Origin of the sequence: Oscillibacter acetigenes (genome assembly GCF_025567605.1) — a bacterium.
GTDB classification, from domain to species: Bacteria; Bacillota; Clostridia; order Oscillospirales; family Oscillospiraceae; genus Oscillibacter; species Oscillibacter welbionis.
In genome coordinates this window covers 580851-601691 of the sequence record NZ_JAOQKG010000001.1, presented here as the reverse complement: position 1 = coordinate 601691, position 20841 = coordinate 580851, and the positions used below count along the sequence as shown (strand labels likewise).

Below are 20841 nucleotides of genomic sequence, written 5' to 3'. Positions count from 1 at the left end.
AGCTACGATGAATTGCCGCTGTTCCTCAATGCGGAACTGGTGGCAAAGGTGCTGGGCGTGTCCATCTCCAGTGCCTACGAGCTGATGCACGAAGAAGTATTTCCGTCTGTGCGCGTCGGCAGTCGGTTCGTGGTACCCAAGGATAAATTCCAACAGTGGGTGGAGCAGCAGACTGGAAGTGCCAGATGAGAACTTGGACAAAGCGCGACCCGGTCAAGAACTATTTTCCTCTGCCCAATGAGATCTATCAGCTGGGTCTGTCTCACGGCGCGATCGCTGTCTACGGTTACCTGCTCCGCATCGAAGACCGCAGAACCTATCAGTGCCATCCCAGCTACGCCACCATCGGCAAGGCGGTGGGTATGAGCAACAACACCGTGCGAAAATATGTGCAGGAGTTGGAGGAACGCGGGCTCATCCGCACAGAGCGCACCAGCATCATCACGCGGGACGGGCGCAAGCAAAACGGAAGTCTGCTCTACACGATCCTGCCGATCCAGTTTTCCATCGACCAGTTTTATCGGCGGCAGATGGATGCTGTGGACAGAGCAAAGGAACGGCAGCGAGTGGCAAGACGCATGGAGCAGACCAGCGTGTGAAACCGGCGAGTATCTTTCCCTGTGTGCTGTTATCATGGACAACCAAAACCGTGAAGCCCATCAATGCGGCAAGAGAAACAGCAATGGGATCACGCAGCCCAGCGGGGCCGCGACGCCTCGGAACAGCGACGCGTATAAGCGCATCGCTGTCCCGCAGGCTCAGCGTGTCGAAAAAGTCTTTTCGCCCCGCTGAGCAAGTTTTCAGAACTTTATAAAAGTTCTGAAAACTAATGATTTCAATGGCGCAGGACACCCTTCTTGGGTTTCCCGCGCACACTCTTCCTTTCCGTCGCGGAGAATTTACCACTTTATTAACAGTCTGCACCTTCAGGAGCGCTCCCGACCAAGACCCAAAAGCGGCAAAGTATGCCGTTCTGACACCCGGCCGCGCAGGGTTTCCGAACCGCGCAAAACGGTCCGAGGGTAGTGATACCACCCCCTCCCGAAACACCCCGTGTTTCGCCCTGTGAGCCGCTGTGTGCGCGGTTAGGAGATGGGGTGGCGTGTGTATACCCGCTTTCACCTGTGAAAACGAACGTGAGCCGTTTGTGCGAGTGTGATTTGAAACCGCGCTGGAGAGGAATTTCCCACGCCGTATGGGACGCACACCTTCAGCGTATTTCGGGCAGATCAGGCGGTTATCGGAGGGTTTTATTTATAGCAGGATAATATTATCCGTTACATCGATTTGTGTCCTATGGCGTATTTGCGTGGAGTATCATTTCCTTGCTTTTCCTGACTAAATATGCTACCATAATATACAACGCTGTCATGTGTTGGATGGGCCTTGGCAGTATGGCTGCAATAGATCAAATGCTCTGCCAGGTGGCAGAGCATTTTTGGCATATTTGATGCATTATGCACAGAGCGCATTATTCAAATAACTGGCGGAGTGCGCTTTTAAAGTGTTTTTTATGTAAGCCTACCAAGTAAGCTTTTGTGTAGATGGGAAAACACTATTTGACTGCTTTAGCGAAGAAACAGTATTTGAATATGTTGTGATATTCTAAAATCGTGTGATGTCGCTCACTTATCTCTCTGCGTTTAAAACCAGAGATTTGTTGATAGAATAACACAAAGAAAGGATCGAAATATTTATATGGGGATTTCAATTTTCAAAGTCAGAATTGAAAACTTCCGTTCAATTAAAAACCTTGAGTTGACATTATCAATGACAAATGTAGTAATTGGAGCTAATAATTGTGGAAAATCGAATTTCCTCAAAGCTATGAATGTTGCATTAGGCCAAAATAGAACGATTTCTTCGGACGATATATATGTTGATAAGGATGAAGTCTTAGATAATACTAAATGTGCAACTATTGATATTATGCTCCGTCCTGTAGATGCTGCTAACAACGCCGTGAGTAACTTCTCGGATTTTTGGATCGGAGTTTTTACAGAAGAGTGGATTACAACCGGAGATCCCCTTGGAGACTACGTCGGTATCCGTACTATATTGCAATATGATGCTTTAAAAAATGATTACATAGTTGTTCGCAAGCAAATAACTGACTGGGGAGACAGCATTTCTTCTGCAAGCGTTAGCCGTCGTAAAGCATTTACTGGCGATATGAATACTTACATTTCTGCTTTCTATATGGATGCTCAAAGAGATGTGGTAGATGATATTAAAGACAGAAAGTCATATTTTGGGCGTGCTACGTCAAGAGTGGATTTACCTCAAGAAAAAGTTCTGGAAATTGAGAGACAACTAAATAATGTCAACTCTCAAATTGTGGAAAGTATACCTGCTTTAAGTCAGACGGCAACAAGAATCTCGGCAATTGCAGCAACAGTTGGAGCGGTCGATGGCACCATCCAAATTGAACCTCTGGCACGTAAAATGACGGATCTGCACAAGGGAATGGATGTCGTTTTTAGGGATGGTAATGCAGCCAGATTGTCGGTATCACAACACGGAATGGGGACACGTAGTTGGATCTCTTTCCTTACTTTAGGTGCATATGTTGATTGGGAAAAACAACGTTTAATTGAAGACGATCCTGAGTCCGAATCATATATTATGCTAACGATGGAAGAGCCAGAGGCGCATTTGCATCCACAAGCACAACAAAAGTTATATTCTCAATTGTGTAATTTTTCTGGTCAAAAGATTATAAGCACGCACTCGCCAAGCGTTGTTTCACAAGCCGATTTGGAAAACTTAATTCATTTTGAAAAGATCAATGGAAGAACAACGGCACACAACTTTGATGCTGGGAATTATACTCAGGAGGAGAAAAACCGAATAAAGCGTGAAGTAATCTCTTCGCGAGGTGAGCTTTTATTCTCCAAAGCTATCGTGCTATGTGAGGGAGTCACAGAAGAACAGGCACTGCCTATATTTTTCAGGGAGAAATTTGATATTGAGCCTGCTTTTTGCGGTATCAGCATTATAGGCATTGGTGGGCAGAACTATAAAACGTTTCTTAGCTTAATAAAAGATTTCAATATCAACTGGTTCATTTTTAGTGACGGAGAAACTCAAACTATTAAGACTGTCACAAAAGCGATTAGAGATGTTTTCAACGCAGACATACAAACATTTCCAAATATAATTATTCTCGATAATGGTGAAGACTATGAACGACATTTGCTAAATAGTGGATATGAAGCAGAAATAGTTAGTGCTATTTGTGAGTATGAAGGTGACCCTGAGTTCGTAAACAACTATATTCGTAAGCGCGACCACACATCTGCTGGTAGAGAAAAAACAGATCAACCAGAATGCCCGACTTGCCATCAACCAATATATAGGGATATAATACGAAATTACTCTGGCGATGAAGGATACCGTCAGGCTATCTACGATTGCTGTACAGCAAAACAAGCTAAGGCTAAGTACGCTACGGAAGTTGCTGAAAAGATTGTATCTATTTCAGATGAAAACCGTCGGATTCCTCCCAAAATAAAGTCCTTACTGGATGCAATGAATTTTATCGTGAGTAATGAAGGAGAACCACGTGATGCAGCTATCACAGAAACAACTACAAATAGTCAATCATAAAGATGGTGCGCTTTTGGTTGAAGCAGGTCCCGGTAGCGGAAAAACCAGAGTCTTGATTGAGCGAATTAAACGCTTGTTATCTTCGAGCAAACGAGGAAAGGTTTTGGCTCTGACCTTTAGCAATTTGGCTGCTGATGAAATGAAGGATCGCTTGTCTGAAGATCGTGCCTTTGAGGAACAACTTGATAGAGTCACCGCAGGGACAATACACTCTTTTTGTTTGGATCTAGTTCAATCCAGGGGGAACTTGATTGGATTAAATTCGGATATGGTTTTGTTTGAGAGCGAAGACGATCGAAAAACTGTCCTCAAAGATGTTTTTTTGGAAAACCAACAGTTAAAAGACTTTCTTGCAAAGCAACAAGATAAAAATCAGATTATGCAACGCATATTGCAGTTAATCAGCGAACAAAAAAAAAGGTTTGTTTTACCTGAAAATTGTAATATTAATGCTCCGTTTCCGTTGATATATTCAGAGTACGATCGAAAGCTCATTGATCAAAATGCTATGGATTTTGACGATATTCTGTTTTTTGCATATCGGATATTGACTGAAAATCCGAGTGTTGTTCGTGTATATAACTCACTTTATCGTTATATTTGTATCGACGAAGCACAAGATCTTAATTTTGCCCAATACCAAGTAATCAAGGCATTATGTGGTGATAGCTTCAACAATGTGATGATGGTGGGCGATGCTAATCAATCCATATATGGTTTTAATGGTTCTGATAGTGATTTCATGACGAAATTTTTTGTTTCGGATTTTTCACCTGTTATTTATAAGTTAAACGATAACTATCGTTCTGCCAAACGGATAGTAGAATTTGCTAATCACTTGGAACATTATGATAGTGTTACAAATTATGTATACGAAGGCGAACTATTAGCTATAAAATTAGCAGACGAGAGTGCTGAAGCAAGTTTCGTAGCAGATAAGATTGAAGAACTAATTCAAAATGGGCATTCCGATGTCGAAGGTCAACTTTCTTTGAACAGAATGGCCGTTATTGCCAGAAACAAATATGTTTTTTCTTATTTGGAAAAAGAGTTATCTGCTCGTAATATTCCATTTTCTTTTAAGAAGAATTCAACAGGAATTGATAATGAATCCGATTATATGAGAGTATTTGGACTCGCTATCCGAATACTTATCAACAGAAGAGACTATATTCATCTTACGCAGCTTAAGAACATGGTTGGATTTTCTTACAATATTACAGAAAATAAAGATGGAATATCTATCCTAAGAGAAGTGCTAACAAAAACGGCTTATGAGAGTATGATTCCTGCATTGGAAATATTAAATAAAGAGGTTTTGAATTTTAGCACAGCTTTGAATTGCATAGAGAACATTTTGCCCTCATTCGATGATGATGAACGTTACCTTATTTCTATGGATATTCAACAATGGCGTAACCATTGGAGTAGGTATTGCATGTTTGTTCCTAAGGAGAATCGCACACTAACGTCTTTTAGAAATCAGATTTCTTTGGGTAAGACAAGAGAGATTGAAGATAACAACGGTGTTGCCCTTTTGACAGCTCACATGTCAAAAGGTTTACAATTCGATGTTGTTTTTATTATTGGCTTGAGCGAGGGAACTTTTCCGGACTACAGAGCGGTAAAAACTGGTGGTTCTCAGCTTTCGCAAGAAATGAATAATATGTATGTTGCCGTCACAAGAGCAAAAAGACTATGTTATATGACATATCCGGTGAGAAAACGTATGCCTTGGGGAGATATAAAAACTCAATATCCTTCCAGATATATCAAGGAAATTGTTACAGAGAAATCTATCTGAACGGGCTTAATGTTGTGGCAACGCTATGGCAACAAAAAATTAAATAGCCTATACGATCGGAATAATGAAAGTAAAATAAATAATCTGTGCTAAATTCCGTGAGTAAACCTGTTTAGAACAGACTTGACGGAGCAAATTTGTGCTAAATATGTTGGTGGAAGCAACCACTACGGAAATTTCAAAACAGAGGATACCGACAACCCTTTCAGAGAACATCAATGTGGACCGTGCCGGAGGCAAGGTGGCTGGCGATGCACGGAAGGCTATTAAGGCACAGACTGGCCTTCCTGTTATTACTTTCAAGAACGCCGCGCAGCTCAGTGAAGTGGTTACAAATCTGCTGGAAGACGCTGCGGATATGGATAAATAGCGTTTGCGCATAATGAAGTTGCAATTATTCGAACTATCATCAGAAATAATTTGTGGAGTAGCATAGGAGGATGGCGGTGTGTCCAGAAATGATCAATACAGGCAGTTGATTGCTGATGTGCGCACAGCCTATCGATCTGCGCAGCGTGAATTGAAGTGGTGCGATGAATGCCAAGAGATCAATCTGTGGACTTATTGGCAGGGACGCGGACATTTAGATGCCCGGATCATGCTGGTGGGTCAGGATTGGGGTTGCCCACGGGATGCAGGGGCTGCGGAGGTTATGCGGAATGTGCAGGCCATGAATCGTGGGCAATCCATCGGCTATATGCGTGAAAATGAAAACCCAACAGATAGAAATCTCATTGAACTCTTTCGCTCGATTGGATTCGACATTCTAACGGACGATTCACGCCTATTTTTTACGAACTTCGTGATGGGCTATCGAGTCAAGGGAACCAGCGGAAATTTTAAGAAAAGCTGGGCAATGGCAGATGCAGAATATTTCCGTCGGTTGGTTGAGATCATCCGTCCGCGCATCCTTTTGTGCTTGGGCAAGGATACATTGAAAAGTGTGCTCGGTTGCTTTGACAGCACCGTATCAAATAAGGTGAGCTACAATTGCGTTATCGAAAGCGAGAAAAATCCGGTGGTGGTAAGCCTCTCAGATGGAGTGCCAGTCTATGTGTTTGCCTTGGCGCACTGCGGTGTAATGGGTACGCTCAATCGAAATCGGGGCAGTGGTGATAAACTCTCGCTGAATCGGCAGAAGAATGACTGGGCAAAAGTGCTTCCGGTATTTTGGAGCGATCCGCAGCTCATGAATACATATTGGAAACCAGCTATTGAACTGTTACGGGAGATTGAAACATCAGAGGAAAAGCGAGATTGGTGTAAAAAATATTCTGCCTATGCGCCACAGGCGGACAAGCATGGGTTGATGCGAGACATTGAGCGGTTTATAGAGGAAACATATAAAAATGGCGTGGTGATTGGAAATTACCATGAAATAATGAAAAGCCTAAATCTTAATGAGCGGCAGATTGTTAAGGCAGAAAAAGTATGGATAGATACACTACCGCTGTATGGTGCGGCAGCTGGTCTTGCTTATCATTTTCGCCGGGATCATTTCTGTGAGGGCAGTCTCATAAGTGATAGCATTGCGAATGGATGCGTGCTGCGACTAATGGAACGGCTCTATAAGCTGCTTACAGCAACACCGTGATTAAATGCGGGTGGTTTAAAATCTGCCTCGCTATAGACAAAGAGAACCGTGTGCTGACCGCAAGGTCAGCACACGGTTTTTCATTTGGATTCCTTCAGCCAAGTCTCCAGTTCCTTCTGAGAGATCAGGCTCTGCTCACATTTATCCTTTTCCGCTCTGGCCCGCTCGCTCCAATCGTAAAACTGCTGGTCGGTGATCCGTCCGGCCTTGATCCACGCAAAGCGCCGTTTGTATTCCTTGCGGTAAGCCTTGAAAGCGTCATTGTTTGCCTGCCGGAGCGTCCACTGCTTCAGAGCGCCGATGTCGCGGCAGCGCTGCTGACCTTTCGGAACAGGCCGCTCGCAATATTCCGCGCTGACCCGCCCGGTCTGCGGAAACCATCGTCCGCAGTTCTTGCAGCGCCGCACGGTGATATTCCGCTCCACGCAGCTCCGCAGAGAGTAGTCGATCATGTCCCGGATGCTGGAGGAATACAGCACCGGCGAACACCGCCCCGGCTCCACCGGTTCAAAGCTGAGCGGGATGGGGTGAAAACAAAACAGGTCGGGATCTTTCGGAGAGTCGTGAAAGTAATTTTTTGCCGCCTGTGCCTGCGGCTCCCGTCCCGCGCTGTCTACATCCAGCACCAACTCAAAAAAGCGTTGGATCTGCTGCTGATACAGCGGAAGCTGTTCAGGGAGCTGGCGCAGTTCGTCCAGTATCTGCGCATCCTCCGCACTGCCTCGGTCATTTTGAATGTACATCGCTGACTGGCGGTAGCGGCAGTGAACATAGAGAAGTCGAAAATAAATGTGTATGGAGGCTAACCTCCCCAGTTTTCTCTTGAAATTCTCAAGTGCGTCCCTGTCATCCTCTGCGATAAACCGGCTCCAGTTATCAGTGATGCTTTGCAGTATCGGCGTCACTTCCGCACAGTCCAGTTCCTGAAAGGCAAGCAGGCTTTCCAGAAAGGGGAACTCCTTTTGGACGTCCGGAACGCCTTGCATACCAAGGGAATCATACTGGAAAATCTCTCTGCCCTCAGAGAAATACATTTTGGCATACCACATGGCAGATCACCTCAAAATAGACAATTGTAATATGGAAATACAGACAGTCTTGACAAGGGGTGAAAAGTATGTTACCATACGATTACGGAAAGGCTGTCAAAAGTAATTTACAGTTAGTCTAACACGAGGACTGCGGATTGTCAATGAAAAAGACGGTCACAAATCCGAAAAAGCACCTCGACAACTGAATACCCATCACCGGAGATGATACACGCCGGAGAAGTAACGCCAGGACGCCGCAGCAAAGCGGTCGAGCGTACCAAGGCAGTGAAAACGCCGTGCAGGTCAAACAAGGCCGCAGGGCAGGAACGGGTACGGTGCGTGGCAGAGAACAAAGAAAGGAGGGAGAAACATCGATCGTTCCTACAAAAAGGAAAACCGCTGAACTGTTGCAGCAGTCCAGCGGCGCGCCGCGTTTCGGAAAACGCAGACTCCATCTGCAAACAGTCTAACAGAGGGACCTCCGAAACGCAAGTAATTTTTCTCTGAATTCTATTGGAGGTAACAATTTTGAAAATATCAATCTATCACAGCTACGATGAATTGCCGCTGTTCCTCAACGCGGAACTGGTGGCAAACGTGCTGGGCGTGTCCATCTCCAGTGCCTACGAGCTGATGCACGAAGAAGTATTTCCGTCTGTGCGCATCGGCAGTCGGTTCGTGGTGCCCAAGGATAAATTCCAACAGTGGGTGGAGCGGCAGACTGGAGGTGCCAGATGAGAACTTGGACAAAGCGCGACCCGGTCAAGAACTATTTTCCTCTGCCCAATGAGATCTATCAGCTGGGTCTGTCTCACGGTGCAATCGCTGTCTACGGTTACCTGCTCCGCATCGAAGACCGCAGAACCTATCAATGCCATCTCAGCTATGCCACCATCGGCAAGGCGGTGGGCATGAGCAACAACACCGTGCGGAAGTATGTGCAGGAGTTGGAGGAACGCGGGCTCATCGTCACGGAGCGTACCAGCATTATCACGCGGGACGGGCGCAAGCAAAACGGAAGTCTGCTCTACACGATCCTGCCGATCCAGTTTTCCATCGACCAGTTTTATCAGCGGCAGATGGATGCTGCGGACAGGGCAAAGGAACGGCAGCGAGCGGCAAGACGCATGGAACAGTCTGGCATGTAAAACAGCAGATATGTTTCTTTGCGTTCTGTTGCTGTGACCGAAAAGAACCGTGGAACCCATCGGTGCGAAGATAGGTATAGCAACGGGGCTGCGCGTGCCTGCGGGCCCGCGGCGCCGCCAAACTGCGTCAACCCGCCCTTGGCGGGCAGCCGCAGTTCGTCGGCTGTTATTCTGCTCCTGCGATTTTTCTCCGTCCCGAATTTGAAAGCGTTTTGCACAGTTCTTTTGCTTTCAAATGTGCCGCACAGAGAGGCTCTTCGTTTCCCCGCACCGTTCGCCCTGTGTGCCGCTGTGTGCGCTTTTAGGGGCTGGGGTGGAGTGTGTACCCGCCAAAGCCCGTTGAAGCAAGTGTTGCGGCGTTTGTGGGCGATGTTTGAGAGAGCCTTGTGAATACTGCTCTGACGATGGAGAAATGAGTCCTTTGGGAGGAAGTTTTTCCTCCCGACCATGCCCCGTTTCGGAGGTTTTCGCCCCTTATTTACCCGTTCGATAAAAGCACAAGATAAAGGGCCGCAGTCGCTTATGCGTGCGGCCCGCCCACAAAGCCCCGCAGTGCGGGGCTTTTCAGGGAAACGCAAACCGCAGTCGGTTTGGCGGTTTTGCAAAACAATCGCAGTCGGTCATCCGGCAAAGTCCCGTGTTTGCAGGGCTTTGCGGCGATTTTGACCGACGTCACAGAAAGGAAAGAAGAAAAATGGATGATAACAAGAAAAGTACCACGATCTGGCTGCGCCCCAGCGTGATCAGCCGCATGGACGGCTGGCTGGAAGCAGATAACTGTCAAAGCCGCAGTGAATTTGTGGATAAGGCCCTGCGGTTTTACATGGGCTATCTCGGCACGGAGGACAACACGACCTACATCTCTCAGGCCATCCTCACCGCCATTCAGGGCACCATGGATCTTAACAACCACCGGCTTCAAACGATCCTCTTCAAGTGCGCGGTGGAGTTGAATATGCTCTGCCACACCATCGCCGCGCACTTCCGTACCGATCCCATCCACACGCGGGAGCTGCGGGCCTACGCCGTGGATGAGGTGAAGCGCACCAACGGTCAGGTGAGTTTTGAAAACGCGGTGCGGAGCCAGCGACGCATAGAGCCGGATGACACATGGCCCGAATCGTACTGATCTCCCCCTACCTCAAGGGCGGGCAGAACGCCGCAAAGCTGGCGCAGCGTACCCGCTACTTCGCTACACGTCCCAGCGTGGATTTGTTGTCAGATGAACGCGGTTCACTTCCCACTGCAAAAAAGCGGCAGGATTTTATGTCGGTCATGCTTGCGCAAAAGTTTTCATAGACCGTATCGACCGCGGCGAGCATCGCCCGCCCTCGGTCATCCTTGTGGCCACACGGTTGCTCTATCACATGGGCAATATCTTCCGGGACAATGCGTCTGCTATGCCGACAGTTGGCGGCATCCACATTGACTGCAAGCGTTGGGCGGAGCTGCAGGAACAGCATATTGCGCTGGGGCATGCCCCCGATGACCATGAGGAGGAACTGAACTACAAATACATGATGCCCAGCATGTGAGACAGTTTAAAATCTGCGTGGCAATAGACAAAGAAAACCGAAAATTATTTGTGTATTCGGATAGCTTTCTGCGCCGGGTTGTGGTATGTATGTTGGCTACCAAAGGAGGTACCTCAATGTACGACTACATGAAGGCTTTGCAAGACCGCTTCGACCATCAGGAGCATACCGGGCTGGATGAGCAGGTCAAATGCGCCCAAGAGGAACTGCGGCGTGACATGGATGCCACAGGACGCAGAAGGCTGCTCCGGCTGATCGACACGCAAAACTCACTGCTGGCGGAGTCCATGCTGATGAGCTTCACCGCCGGCTTCAAACTGGCGTGGGGTATGACAAAAGAGCTGGAGGCAGGCGGACTCTATTCCTTCGAGCGGGAGGATGAGGAAAACGCCTGCCGCCTGACAGAACAGGAGGACTGAATGGCAAAACGAAGACCGTCCGGCGACGGGATGGTGCGTAAGCGCGAGGATGGACGCTGGGAAGGTCGCATCGTGGTGGGACATAAGAAAAACGGTGCGCCCATCTTCCAGCACGCTTATGCTCGTACACAAAAGGAACTGACGGAAAAACTCCATCAGAACATCGAACGCTATCAGGATGTGGAGTTGACCGAGGACAGTCGGATGACCTTGGGCGAGTGGCTCGACCGCTGGTTGACGGACTATAAAGAGAACACCGTCCGTCCCGGCACCTTCACAGGTTATCGAAGCTGTATTGAAAATTACATCAAGCCGCAGCTGGGCGGCAAACAGGTGTCTCTGGTGACATCGCAGGATGTGCAGAAGCTCTATCGGAAGCTGAAAGAGAACGGACGGATCAAGGAGCATCCACGGTTTGGCTATGCGCTGTCGGATACCACCATCAACCGTCTCCACGCCATCTTCCACCAAGCAATGGAGGATGCCCTCCACGCACATATCATCGTCAAGAACCCCACCGTGGGCGCAACGGTGCCAAAGGTGTCCCATGCACCGAAGCGTGTCCTGACCGACAAGGAATTGGACACCTTTCTGGACGCCGTGCGTGAGGATGCGGTCTGGGGTGACTTCTTCTACGTGGAGCTGACCACGGGTCTGCGGCGGGGCGAGATCTGCGGACTCATGTGGCAGGACTTTGATGGACGGTCCGGCGTTCTGCAAGTGCGGCGGACTCTCCATAGCCGAAAGCTGGGTGTCGATATGCTGGGCAAGACCAAGACCCGCAGCGGTGAGCGCACCATCGTCCTGCCCCATAGTGCGGCGGATATTCTGCGCAGACGAAAAGAGAAGTCGATCACGCAATGGATATTTCCGGACCCTGTCCGACCGGAGCTGCCGTTATCTCCGGACTGTGCCTATACGCACATGAAGGCAATTTTGCACAAGGCGGGTCTGCCGGACATTCGCTTCCATGATCTGCGGCATACCTTCGCCACACATGCTATCGCCAGCGGCGTGGATGCCAAAACGCTGTCGGGGATTCTGGGACATACCAATGCCAGCTTCACGCTGGACACTTATACCCACGTCACACCGGATATGCAAAAAGCCGCCAGCGGCATCGTTGGCGGTTTCATGGAGGATTTGCTGGGAAAGGGGCTGAGACCTTGGCAAAGCGACGGAAAAGCGGAACCGGCACGGTAAGACAGCGCGGCGACGGACGCTGGGAGGGGCGCGTTGTCATCGGTTACGATGACAACGGCCTTCCTAAGACGAAAAATGTTCTCGCCAAAACAAAGCGGGAGTGTCAGGAGAAGCTGAAAACACTTACCGAAAGCATGGTGGGACGGGATGACCGAAAGGTCAAACCGGACATGCTGTTCGGGAACTGGCTGTGCTACTGGTACGAAAACCACTGCAAGCCGACGCTCCGAGCCAGCACACAGAGTAACTACGAAAATATCATCCACAACCATGTCCTGCCGGAAATCGGGAAGATCCCGCTGAACGAGTTGTCGCAGAATGATTTGCAGCAATTCTATGGGCGACTGAAAAAGAATGGCCGCAAGCGCCTAACGGAGCAATACGGACCGGGAGTTTCCGACCGCATGGTGCGGATGTGTCACGCGGTCTGCCGCTCCGCCTTGCAGCGGGCCGTGCAGGATGACTTGCTCCGTACAAACCTGGCTATCGGCTGCAAGCTGCCGCCGAAAAAGGCACGGGAGATGCAAATACTGGACCGGGAAGAATTGCAGAAATTTCTCATTCAGGCACAGGCGGACGGATACTATGAACTATTCCTGCTGGACCTCTGCACCGGCCTGCGGCGGGGCGAACTGATGGCGCTCCAATGGGATGATTTGAATTTCGAGACAGGTGTGCTGACCGTCAACAAACAGGCGTACACAGTAAACGGTGAATTGCAGATCATCCCGCCCAAAACCAAGGCATCTGTCCGAAAGCTGGTGCTGCCGCCTGCGGTGCTGGCCGTGCTGTGGGAATACCGCAAAAAGGTGGACTCCCGCTGGATGTTTCCGTCCCCGGTGAAGGCGGACCGACCGATCACGCCCGGCGTGGCACGAAGGCGGCTTCAGACGATACTGGAGCGGGCAGACTGCAAGCGTGTCAGATTTCATGATCTGCGGCACACCTTCGCAACGCTGGCGCTGGAGAACGGCATGGACGTAAAGACCCTCTCCGCCATGCTGGGGCATGTGTCGGCGGTGACAACGCTGGACATCTACACCCACATCACCGGTGATATGCAACGCGCGGCCGCCGCCAGTATTGACCGAAGTATCGGCAAGATGGAGCCGCAGGAAGAAGCGGAGCCGGAGCAGAAAGGCATCGTGGACTTCCAGCCCTATGTGGGGAAGAAAAGGAAACCGGGCACCGGCTGCATCAGCGAACTCAATGACCACCTGTTTGAGGGACGCTATTCTCCCGTGTGGCCGGACGGGACGCAACATTCCCGCAACGTCTACGCCCACACCCGCGAGGAGTGCGAGGAAAAGCTCAAGACGCTGATCGCGGAGATGAACGAGGAACGCAAAAATCTCAAGGAGCAGCTTGCGGGCATCGCCCCGCCAGAAAAGCTGACCAAAACACAACGCAAGCTGTGGGACTATATGCGTCTCCACCCGGAGGTCACAGAATTCTCGACCATCGCCAAACGAACCGGCCTGGCAAGAAATACGGTGAAGAAGCATTATGAGATGGTGGCGGCGATGCTGGGAAGAGTGTAAACATTCCTCTGTACAAAATGATTGGGCAACTGGACAAGGCTAAAAGGAACAAGGCATGAGGGGTATACGGTTCTGTGGACCGTTACTTTTCATGTGTAGGGAAAAATCCGTCATTTTTTGCGTAGGAGAGTTATTTGATATCAATTATTATCGAGCCTTTTTTTCCTCAGTATTTCCATAATAGGGGAATTCTCTTTGCCTTTAGGAATAATAGGATCATCGCCTGGGATAATAGCACACATCGACAAAAAATCATTTTCCAATATATCACTGGCGTTACAGATGATAATACTCTCCGGATTCATTTTGATTGCTAATTCCGTGTAGACGGATGGTTCTGATGTTCTATCTGGCATATAGGCAGGGCACAAAAAGAATTCCTGATATTTTTCAAATTCGCTCTCGAACATTTTCAGATTTGCATTAGTGGATGGCTGCATTGTGTGGAGTCGCACAGGTAAGGAAGCGATAAACAAATCCTCTCCAGAGTCACTCGAAAAGCTATTTGGCCCAATGGCAACACGATACCAATTGGGATGCTTGCGCTCAATGCCCTTGATGATACGAATCCCAAGCCGATTATTGACATCATGATTGCCCATTAGTTTGCGCCAATCCCCCCAAATTGTTTTGCCATGGTTTGTTTCAAAAACAAAGGACAGTACAGGAGGCACGCAATGTCCTTTATATGCCATGAACATAACACCTTTCCATTGCGCTTGATTCCAAACGTGGATATTTATGATTGAGGAAGTGTACATATTGGCATTGCTTATTTTGGCGAAGTCTGCGTCGGGAGGCATATCAAAAACCACATTTTTAGGCAGTTCTGCAGGTTTTGTAGATTCCCAACTTGGAGTACTTGTTATCGGAGATTTTTGTGTTCTTGTCATCTCCAGACAAGGATAATCGTGTACTAACGCAGTATAAGAGAAAGCTTCTTTTCCGAGAACTTCCATACCTAAAAATATGCTATTTGCAAAGACTCCTGAACGCTCAAGTGCAGCATCATTCTGTACCATTTTCTTAATTTTTGCTAATTCTGAAGAAATCGGGAACATAATAGAAATGGCTACAGCTAACAAACTGTTCATGAAATCTGAAAAAAGCTCCTGTTCATGAATAATATTTTGAGAATCATAGTCTCTAAAAACAACCTCAATACTTGAAGACTTTTCGGCAGGATGTAAGATCCGAACCAATTCTTGGGTCGAGTTGTCGTAGCGAAGAGTTATTTCTATCGCTCCGTGTAAGGAAATAAGATTATTAGGCAAACCGGATCCAAGGAAGCTTTCGATGGTGGCAAGTATGGTTGCTGCAAACTCAAATTCTCCATGATTATAAGGGGCAGAAAAATTCACACAAATTGAGCATCCAAGAACTCTGGAGTGAAGTGAACAGGTGTCTTCAGAACCATACCAAGGAATGTTGACCATTTGCTTCAGTACAGGTTGATCTTTCCACTTACCAATTACATCATCAAATACCTCAGTATTGCCCCCTAATTCAGCAAGCATTTCCTCATCGTAGTGACCAAGCTCATATTTCATCGCAGCCCTTGAAAAACTCAAACCTTGCTTGTCTAAAAAGGCCGGAAATTCTCCAAGTCTTTTTGCAGTTTCATATGGTGTGCGAAGTAATTGAAGTGCCAACACGTAATCAAAACTATCGCCCTTATCATCGTTTGAGCGAATCTCGCCAGGGTATATGTGTTCAGCGATAAGTGAAAATCTATGAAATACAATTGCATTAAGAACATGCCCGAGCCTTAATTCGATGTTTTTTAGAGAATATGCACTCATGAAAAGTACAGGTGAGACATCGCCATATTTGAAGTACTGATTTAAGCAGAGAATAAAATCATAGTAATAAAAATTCCTGCCAGCCCAATATAGGCCGATGCTTTGGAAAATGTCTGCCATATCCAAAACCACAAAAGTTAGAAGTTCTTTGCTTTCTTCGTTATAGAGTTTATTTAATGTGCGGCTGAAATAAATCAATGCCTCGTATGGCTTTTCATCTTTTAACTTGTGACCGCGGTTCATAAGAAGTTTAGCGGCCTCAATATTTCTCTTCTGTTCGCTCATGATATCAACGGAACGCTCAAACATCTCGGAAAAGCGTTTCGTATTTTCGAATATAGGAAACTCTTGAATAGCACGACAAAGAGGGCGAATGTCTAAATCAAGATGTCCAGAACTTGCCTCTAAAATCAGGATGATATCATCAACTATCGTATCTGGGTCATCCCCCAGGAAGAAGCGTATTAACTGAAATGCAGCTTTAGCCTCAATAGCTGTATTTGGCTTAGAAGGGTCACTAGTATAGCGAGCATACTCTTCTTTTAGAATCTGAGTGTGTTCGTTTATAGAAAATGTGTTGTCATTTAAGGACAGTGAGAACAAATTAATCCAAAGAGTGATTAAATCTATAAAGAGATGTACATTTTGACTTTCTACCACAATTTTTTCATAATCCTTATAAAAACGATAGTAGTGACCTCTATCTTCATACCACCAATACACGGTCCAGGCTGCATCGCGTATAGCATTGGCGTGGTCAATAATACTACCCTTTTCTGCTGAAAGCCGAATACTGCGATCAATAAGCCCTAATAGCTGATGCAAAGGATATTCGAGTTCTCTTGCTAAAATAACATTTCTTTGCGCAAGAGACACGAGTTCCGATTGCTTGGTTTGCTGGGAAGCGAGTTTTTGTTCATTTTCTTCAAATTCTTGTTTCCGATTAAAGTCCTGCGATCCCATTCTCACCTCATCGCGAAAGTTGTCAGAAAAACCAAAAATAGATATTGTCATATCAATGTTTTGAGGTGAGGAAAAAACCTTATCGAGGATCCAGCTTCGGTCTAAAATCCGGATATCCAGACCGTGCAAGTTTCGCAATTCATCTTCCACCTGGGCTCTTTTTTTGTCTGGGACATACTGGTTAGACATAAAGAAAATCTTAGTGTATCCACGCCCCTCATGTTGATTTACTGAGACAATTTTGACAACATCGGATTTCACCTTTGACTTCCAGTCCTTCTTTGCGCTTATAGCGAAGGCCCATCGTTCTGAAGCAGCGGTGTTTCCGAAGTACCATCGATCCGATATTTTTTTTGAAACAGGATATGTTTCGCTGTCCACTTTGCTATCACCACCTCCGGTTGGGCCGGTTTGTGGTAGTAAATTTGGACATACTTCCGATTCAGCAAGTTTTCTACAAAATTCCTCAAAGGTTTTCTCGAGATTCTTGCTTGTAAGAGACTCGAGGTAATAATCGAACATATCTCGGTCCAAGTTGCCTTTTTTTACTAACAGCGAATCTGAGAATTGTTCAGGATGCATCTTTTTGTAAAATTCATTCTGACGTCCCATTTGAATCCCTCATTGTTCGAACATTATTTTGAATATATTACAGATTAAGAAAAGCCGCATGGGAACATACCCAAACGGCTGACCTGGTGGCGCAAAGACCTACCGTAAAATTATTATAGTAGATAATGCCGGAAAATTCAAGTTCCCATCGTATCTACGTCGAAAGTCCTGATTATACCTGTTGGGAATGAGGAGAAATTTTGAGCTTTCCAGGGTCTCCCTACATCAATACCACAGTTGCCATATTGCCTCTCTGACCACAGGGGCAATATGGTTAAGTATATTTCGACAAACTGGGCTTCTGATGCAGAAAAGCCGCCTTTTTAGGCGGCTTTTCAATGAAAGGTGGTCCGAGATGGGAGACTCGAACTCCCGACATCTTGCACCCAAAGAGTTGAAGAAAAGTTTTTTGTATAATTTCGGTTTATTTTCTGACGTTTCTGCTCTGGTTTATTTGCTTTCCGTCACTCTTTAGAGGTGCTGTTTCCATGTGTTCCACACCACACTGTGGCTAAAACTGTGGTCAAAACACCCCCCATGCCTTTTACAAGTACCGCATGGAAACGATAAAGGGCAGGGATGTTTGCGTTTTCAGATGTCCACATTGGCGCCTCATATTCAGAGCACTCGGCTCCATTTTGCCTCAACCCACGAATCAGAATTTGCGGAACATAAAACAAAAACGATCGGAACTGCCTCAAGTATGAAAAAGACGTCCCACATAGCTGGTCATGGGGAAACAGGCATGGTATAATGACGGTGAAAATCCACATACCCAGAGGTGAGCTCATGTACCGCATCGCCGTTTGCGAAGATGACCCGCGCACCGCGGAGCAAAATAAAACAGCCGCCTGTCATGTGCTGGAGGGAAAAGGACGTTCCCAGGGACGGGACTATGACGTGGAGGTATTCCACACCGCCGCGCCGCTGATGAAGCGGCTGACCGCGGACCCGGACGCCTATCAGCTCCTGCTGCTGGACATTCAGCTGGACGGGGATAATGGTGTGGAGCTGGCCCGCTTCCTGCGGGAACATAAGGTCAGCGCCTCCATCATCTACATCACAGACCACCCCGGTTTCGCGCTGGACAGCTTCCCCACCTACCCGCTGGAATACCTGCTCAAGCCGGTGGACGAGGGGCGGCTGGCTGCTGCCCTGGACTGGGACTGGCAGCGGCGGCAGGACCGGAAAAAGCGCCCGGTGCTGCGTGTGGGCGGTCGGACCGTCCCCCTGGACGAGATCGCCTATCTGGAGACCGCCGGGCGAAAGACCGCGGTCCATACCAGAGAGGAGCGGATCGAATACACCGTTCCTCTCTCCAAATTAAAAGAGGAATTCCAGAAGCAGGGCTTTTGCCTGAGCCATTTCAGCTATCTGGTCAATCTGGCCCATGTGGCGCGGGTAGAGCGGGACGCCCTTACCCTGGACACAGGGGAAGCCATCCCCGTCAGCCGCCGGTATTACCAAGACTTCATGGCCCGCTATGTGGAATCCCTGAAATAGAAACTCCGCTGCTTCCTGTTGGAAACAGCGGAGTTTTTCTATGCTTCCGTTTTGGGGAGCAGCAGAGCGGTGCTGGCGGAAAAGGAGTCTTCGATGGCTTTCAGGACCAACTCACTGTGATACTTCCGGGCGGTGGCCCGTGCGGACTTGAGTCCCATACCGTGGAGTGTGCCGGGCTTGGTTGAGTTATATAGCCCCTCTTCCGGGTCGAAGTTCACCGGGGCGAACCGGGCGTTTTCTACTCCCACATACAGGTATTCACCCCGGAGGTGCATGGTCACCCGGAGCCACTTCTCCGCCCCCTCGGGGGCTTTTTCGTTGGCTTCCAGCGCGTTTTCCAGCAGGTTCATCAGCAGGGGGCAAAGGTCGCTGTTGGGTATGTGGAGTTCAGGCGGCAGCTCCACCCGTACCTCGGCGCGGACGCCTGTCTCCGCGCCCCGGGCCAGCATGGCTGTCAGAACGGTGTCCACCGCCGGGTGGACGGTGTAGCCATTGCTTCGGTTCAGCTCGGGCCGCTGGGACAGGGACTCCAGATACTTCTGGATCTCCCCCATATCTCCCTCCCGGCACAGGCCCTGGAGGGCGGTGACATGATGCCGCAGGTCGTGGCGAAGAGTCTGGATCTCCTCATTGTGCTTCCGAAGATTTTCATAGTTTTCCCGAATCAGTTCCCCACGTTGAAGGAGAAGCCGCTCCTCGGTGCGGCGCTGGGATTCCCGCCGGAACAGGTCAATGAAGGCGGCCAGGATGCCGGCAGCCATGGTCAGTGCGGACCACGACCACAGCAGGAAGCGGGGCAGGCCATTTTGGAAGCCGGTCCGGAGATGAATCATCAGCTCACGCCCCCATGTGGGATCGGCCGCAGCATGGACACCGCATACAGCCAGCCCCATTCCCAGGACCGCCAGGAGCAACGGGGAGAACAGCCAGTAGAAGCCGTTCCCCCGCTTTCTCCAAACCAGGGAGAGGACCGCAGCGGCCAGCAGGCCCAGAAGCCCCAGATACTCCGATACCACTGTCAGCAGAGAAGTGGCAGAGGCCCGGCCCAGCAGTGCGGTCAGACCGTGGAGAGCCGCTGTCCCCCACAGAATCCAGCGCAGCCGCCCGTTGCCCCGGCTCCCCAGAAAGAGCAGCAGAGAGGTCAGGCACAGGGCGCGGCTCAGAGCGTTCAGATCCACTTCCGGGTATGGGAGATAGTGACCGAAAAAGCTGGCGGCCCCCAGAGGGACCAGCATGAGGAAAAAGGCGGCCAAAGAGAATATGAAAAGGCCAATGTCCCAACGACCCCGGAAGCTCTGCCACAAAAACGCAGTGGAGAGCAGAAGCCCCAGCACAAAGCAGAGGGCCGCAGGGATGGCAGTCCGGAAGCTCTCTGCCACGATGCCGCTCTCATAGGCATATCCGCAGCTCAGCGTCACCGTGCAGGGGTAAACGGTAGGCTCCATCTCCGGGATCTGCTTTTCCCCCAGGCCGGTGGACTGGGCAATGGTCAGGGTTTTACCCAGATAGTCCGGGGGCAGGGTGATCTCCACCGGCTCCAGCCGGTCCCAGCCCAGCATGGGCAGCGTCAGCTCTCCCACCCCGCCGGATTGCTCCGGACAGTCCGTGTAGAGGCGCTCCCCATCCAGGAACACCGCCACGCTGCGGTTGACCGTGTCCAGATATAAAACGGGGCTTTCCACCTCCTCGGTCAAAATCCGGGAAAAGTAAAAGGTCTGCCCCGGCGCGGAAAGACCCGTGTAGCCGATGTCCCCATCGGGCAGCAGGTCTGTTCGCTGTTGCCCCTCCTGGATATAGACCTCCCACTGGACGGTTTCTACGGACAGGTCAAAGGTCTGTTCCGTCATGGGCTGGGTAAAGAACAGCAGCGCCGCAGCGAAAAATCCGCACAGGAGCAGAACCATAAACGCCGCCGCGCCCCGTATGATCCAACGTCTCATTCAGCCCGCCCTCCCATCTAACGTGTTTCCTATTCTAAGAGTAACGGGGAATCTTCCTTCCGTCAAGGGTACGGGCTTACCAAGTTTGCAGGAAAATTGACCATGTTTGCAATCCCTATTGAAACAGCAAAATGTTT

Annotated in this window: 18 protein-coding genes; 15 read left to right on the top strand and 3 right to left on the bottom strand. The window is 48.9% G+C overall.

Going from position 1 to position 20841, the window contains the following annotated elements; all coding sequences use genetic code 11:
- From OCV80_RS03040 to OCV80_RS03015, 6 genes are all read left to right on the top strand, one after another.
- The coding region (locus OCV80_RS03040) for a helix-turn-helix transcriptional regulator (RefSeq protein ID WP_267288196.1) at nucleotides 1-189 on the top strand (189 nt) is incomplete at its 5' end.
- Nucleotides 186-599, top strand: coding sequence for a helix-turn-helix domain-containing protein (locus OCV80_RS03035; protein ID WP_267288195.1), 414 nt, complete (start codon nucleotides 186-188; stop codon nucleotides 597-599). The genes OCV80_RS03040 and OCV80_RS03035, both read left to right, overlap by 4 nt.
- Nucleotides 600-1698: 1099 nt before the next feature.
- Nucleotides 1699-3609: an ATP-dependent nuclease gene (locus OCV80_RS03030; RefSeq protein ID WP_267288194.1), complete on the top strand. Its 1911-nt coding sequence runs from the start codon at nucleotides 1699-1701 to the stop codon at nucleotides 3607-3609.
- A complete protein-coding gene (locus tag OCV80_RS03025) occupies nucleotides 3569-5413 on the top strand; it encodes an ATP-dependent helicase (RefSeq protein WP_267288193.1) in 1845 nt (614 codons plus the stop codon). The genes OCV80_RS03030 and OCV80_RS03025 overlap by 41 nt, the downstream gene beginning before the upstream one ends.
- A gap of 139 nt (nucleotides 5414-5552) precedes the next feature.
- Entirely contained in the window at nucleotides 5553-5783 is a 231-nt protein-coding gene (locus OCV80_RS03020; RefSeq protein WP_267288192.1) for a hypothetical protein, read from the top strand.
- A gap of 78 nt (nucleotides 5784-5861) precedes the next feature.
- Entirely contained in the window at nucleotides 5862-7007 is a 1146-nt protein-coding gene (locus tag OCV80_RS03015) for a uracil-DNA glycosylase family protein (protein WP_267288191.1), read from the top strand.
- 80 nt (nucleotides 7008-7087) lie between these two features.
- Here the strand turns inward: OCV80_RS03015 and OCV80_RS03010 are convergent, their stop codons facing one another.
- Nucleotides 7088-8056, bottom strand: a complete 969-nt coding sequence (locus OCV80_RS03010; RefSeq protein WP_267288190.1) for a DUF6076 domain-containing protein — start codon at nucleotides 8054-8056, stop codon at nucleotides 7088-7090.
- A 510-nt stretch (nucleotides 8057-8566) separates the two neighbouring features.
- On the opposite strand from OCV80_RS03010, the gene OCV80_RS03005 reads away from it, so the two are divergent.
- The 8 genes from OCV80_RS03005 (at nucleotide 8567) to OCV80_RS02970 (ending at nucleotide 13884) form a co-directional block, all read left to right on the top strand.
- Nucleotides 8567-8776: a helix-turn-helix transcriptional regulator gene (locus tag OCV80_RS03005; protein WP_267288189.1), complete on the top strand. Its 210-nt coding sequence runs from the start codon at nucleotides 8567-8569 to the stop codon at nucleotides 8774-8776.
- Nucleotides 8773-9186, top strand: coding sequence for a helix-turn-helix domain-containing protein (locus tag OCV80_RS03000; RefSeq protein WP_267288188.1), 414 nt, complete (start codon nucleotides 8773-8775; stop codon nucleotides 9184-9186). Before OCV80_RS03005 ends, OCV80_RS03000 begins: the two co-directional genes overlap by 4 nt.
- A 694-nt stretch (nucleotides 9187-9880) precedes the next feature.
- A complete protein-coding gene (locus OCV80_RS02995) occupies nucleotides 9881-10315 on the top strand; it encodes a hypothetical protein (protein ID WP_267288187.1) in 435 nt (144 codons plus the stop codon).
- Nucleotides 10297-10485, top strand: a complete 189-nt coding sequence (locus tag OCV80_RS02990; protein ID WP_267288226.1) for a hypothetical protein — start codon at nucleotides 10297-10299, stop codon at nucleotides 10483-10485. The genes OCV80_RS02995 and OCV80_RS02990 overlap by 19 nt, the downstream gene beginning before the upstream one ends.
- Before the next feature lie 101 nt (nucleotides 10486-10586).
- A complete protein-coding gene (locus OCV80_RS02985; protein ID WP_267288186.1) occupies nucleotides 10587-10721 on the top strand; it encodes a hypothetical protein in 135 nt (44 codons plus the stop codon).
- A 116-nt stretch (nucleotides 10722-10837) separates the two neighbouring features.
- Complete coding sequence (locus tag OCV80_RS02980; protein ID WP_267288185.1) at nucleotides 10838-11140, top strand: hypothetical protein; 303 nt, start codon at nucleotides 10838-10840, stop codon at nucleotides 11138-11140.
- On the top strand, nucleotides 11141-12343 hold the full coding sequence (locus OCV80_RS02975; RefSeq protein WP_267288184.1) for a tyrosine-type recombinase/integrase: 1203 nt from the start codon (nucleotides 11141-11143) through the stop codon (nucleotides 12341-12343).
- Complete coding sequence (locus OCV80_RS02970; protein WP_267288183.1) at nucleotides 12307-13884, top strand: tyrosine-type recombinase/integrase; 1578 nt, start codon at nucleotides 12307-12309, stop codon at nucleotides 13882-13884. Before OCV80_RS02975 ends, OCV80_RS02970 begins: the two co-directional genes overlap by 37 nt.
- A 140-nt stretch (nucleotides 13885-14024) precedes the next feature.
- Here OCV80_RS02970 and OCV80_RS02965 read toward each other — a convergent pair whose 3' ends face one another.
- Nucleotides 14025-17261 (bottom strand): hypothetical protein, encoded by a 3237-nt coding sequence (locus OCV80_RS02965; protein ID WP_267288182.1) that lies wholly within the window; start codon nucleotides 17259-17261, stop codon nucleotides 14025-14027.
- Between the two features lie 789 nt (nucleotides 17262-18050).
- Here OCV80_RS02965 and OCV80_RS02960 point away from each other — a divergent pair.
- Nucleotides 18051-18764 carry a LytR/AlgR family response regulator transcription factor gene (locus tag OCV80_RS02960; RefSeq protein ID WP_158629702.1) on the top strand — a complete coding sequence of 238 codons (714 nt, stop codon included), beginning with the start codon at nucleotides 18051-18053 and terminating at the stop codon, nucleotides 18762-18764.
- A gap of 38 nt (nucleotides 18765-18802) precedes the next feature.
- On the opposite strand, the gene OCV80_RS02955 is transcribed toward OCV80_RS02960, so the two are convergent.
- Complete coding sequence (locus OCV80_RS02955) at nucleotides 18803-20704, bottom strand: sensor histidine kinase (RefSeq protein WP_267288181.1); 1902 nt, start codon at nucleotides 20702-20704, stop codon at nucleotides 18803-18805.
- Between the last annotated feature and the right edge of the window lie 137 nt (nucleotides 20705-20841).

Bases quoted from the DNA above. Each gene is read 5' to 3' on its own strand.
- OCV80_RS03010 (WP_267288190.1), bottom strand. From the start codon at position 8,056: ATGTGGTATGCCAAAATGTATTTCTCTGAGGGCAGAGAGATTTTCCAG.
- OCV80_RS03035 (WP_267288195.1), top strand. From the start codon at position 186: ATGAGAACTTGGACAAAGCGCGACCCGGTCAAGAACTATTTTCCTCTG.
- OCV80_RS03000 (WP_267288188.1), top strand. From the start codon at position 8,773: ATGAGAACTTGGACAAAGCGCGACCCGGTCAAGAACTATTTTCCTCTG.
- OCV80_RS03030 (WP_267288194.1), top strand. From the start codon at position 1,699: ATGGGGATTTCAATTTTCAAAGTCAGAATTGAAAACTTCCGTTCAATT.
- OCV80_RS03025 (WP_267288193.1), top strand. From the start codon at position 3,569: ATGCAGCTATCACAGAAACAACTACAAATAGTCAATCATAAAGATGGT.
- OCV80_RS02985 (WP_267288186.1), top strand. From the start codon at position 10,587: ATGCCGACAGTTGGCGGCATCCACATTGACTGCAAGCGTTGGGCGGAG.
- OCV80_RS02955 (WP_267288181.1), bottom strand. From the start codon at position 20,704: ATGAGACGTTGGATCATACGGGGCGCGGCGGCGTTTATGGTTCTGCTC.
- OCV80_RS02965 (WP_267288182.1), bottom strand. From the start codon at position 17,261: ATGGGACGTCAGAATGAATTTTACAAAAAGATGCATCCTGAACAATTC.
- OCV80_RS02975 (WP_267288184.1), top strand. From the start codon at position 11,141: ATGGCAAAACGAAGACCGTCCGGCGACGGGATGGTGCGTAAGCGCGAG.
- OCV80_RS02960 (WP_158629702.1), top strand. From the start codon at position 18,051: ATGTACCGCATCGCCGTTTGCGAAGATGACCCGCGCACCGCGGAGCAA.
- OCV80_RS02995 (WP_267288187.1), top strand. From the start codon at position 9,881: ATGGATGATAACAAGAAAAGTACCACGATCTGGCTGCGCCCCAGCGTG.
- OCV80_RS02980 (WP_267288185.1), top strand. From the start codon at position 10,838: ATGTACGACTACATGAAGGCTTTGCAAGACCGCTTCGACCATCAGGAG.
- OCV80_RS02990 (WP_267288226.1), top strand. From the start codon at position 10,297: ATGGCCCGAATCGTACTGATCTCCCCCTACCTCAAGGGCGGGCAGAAC.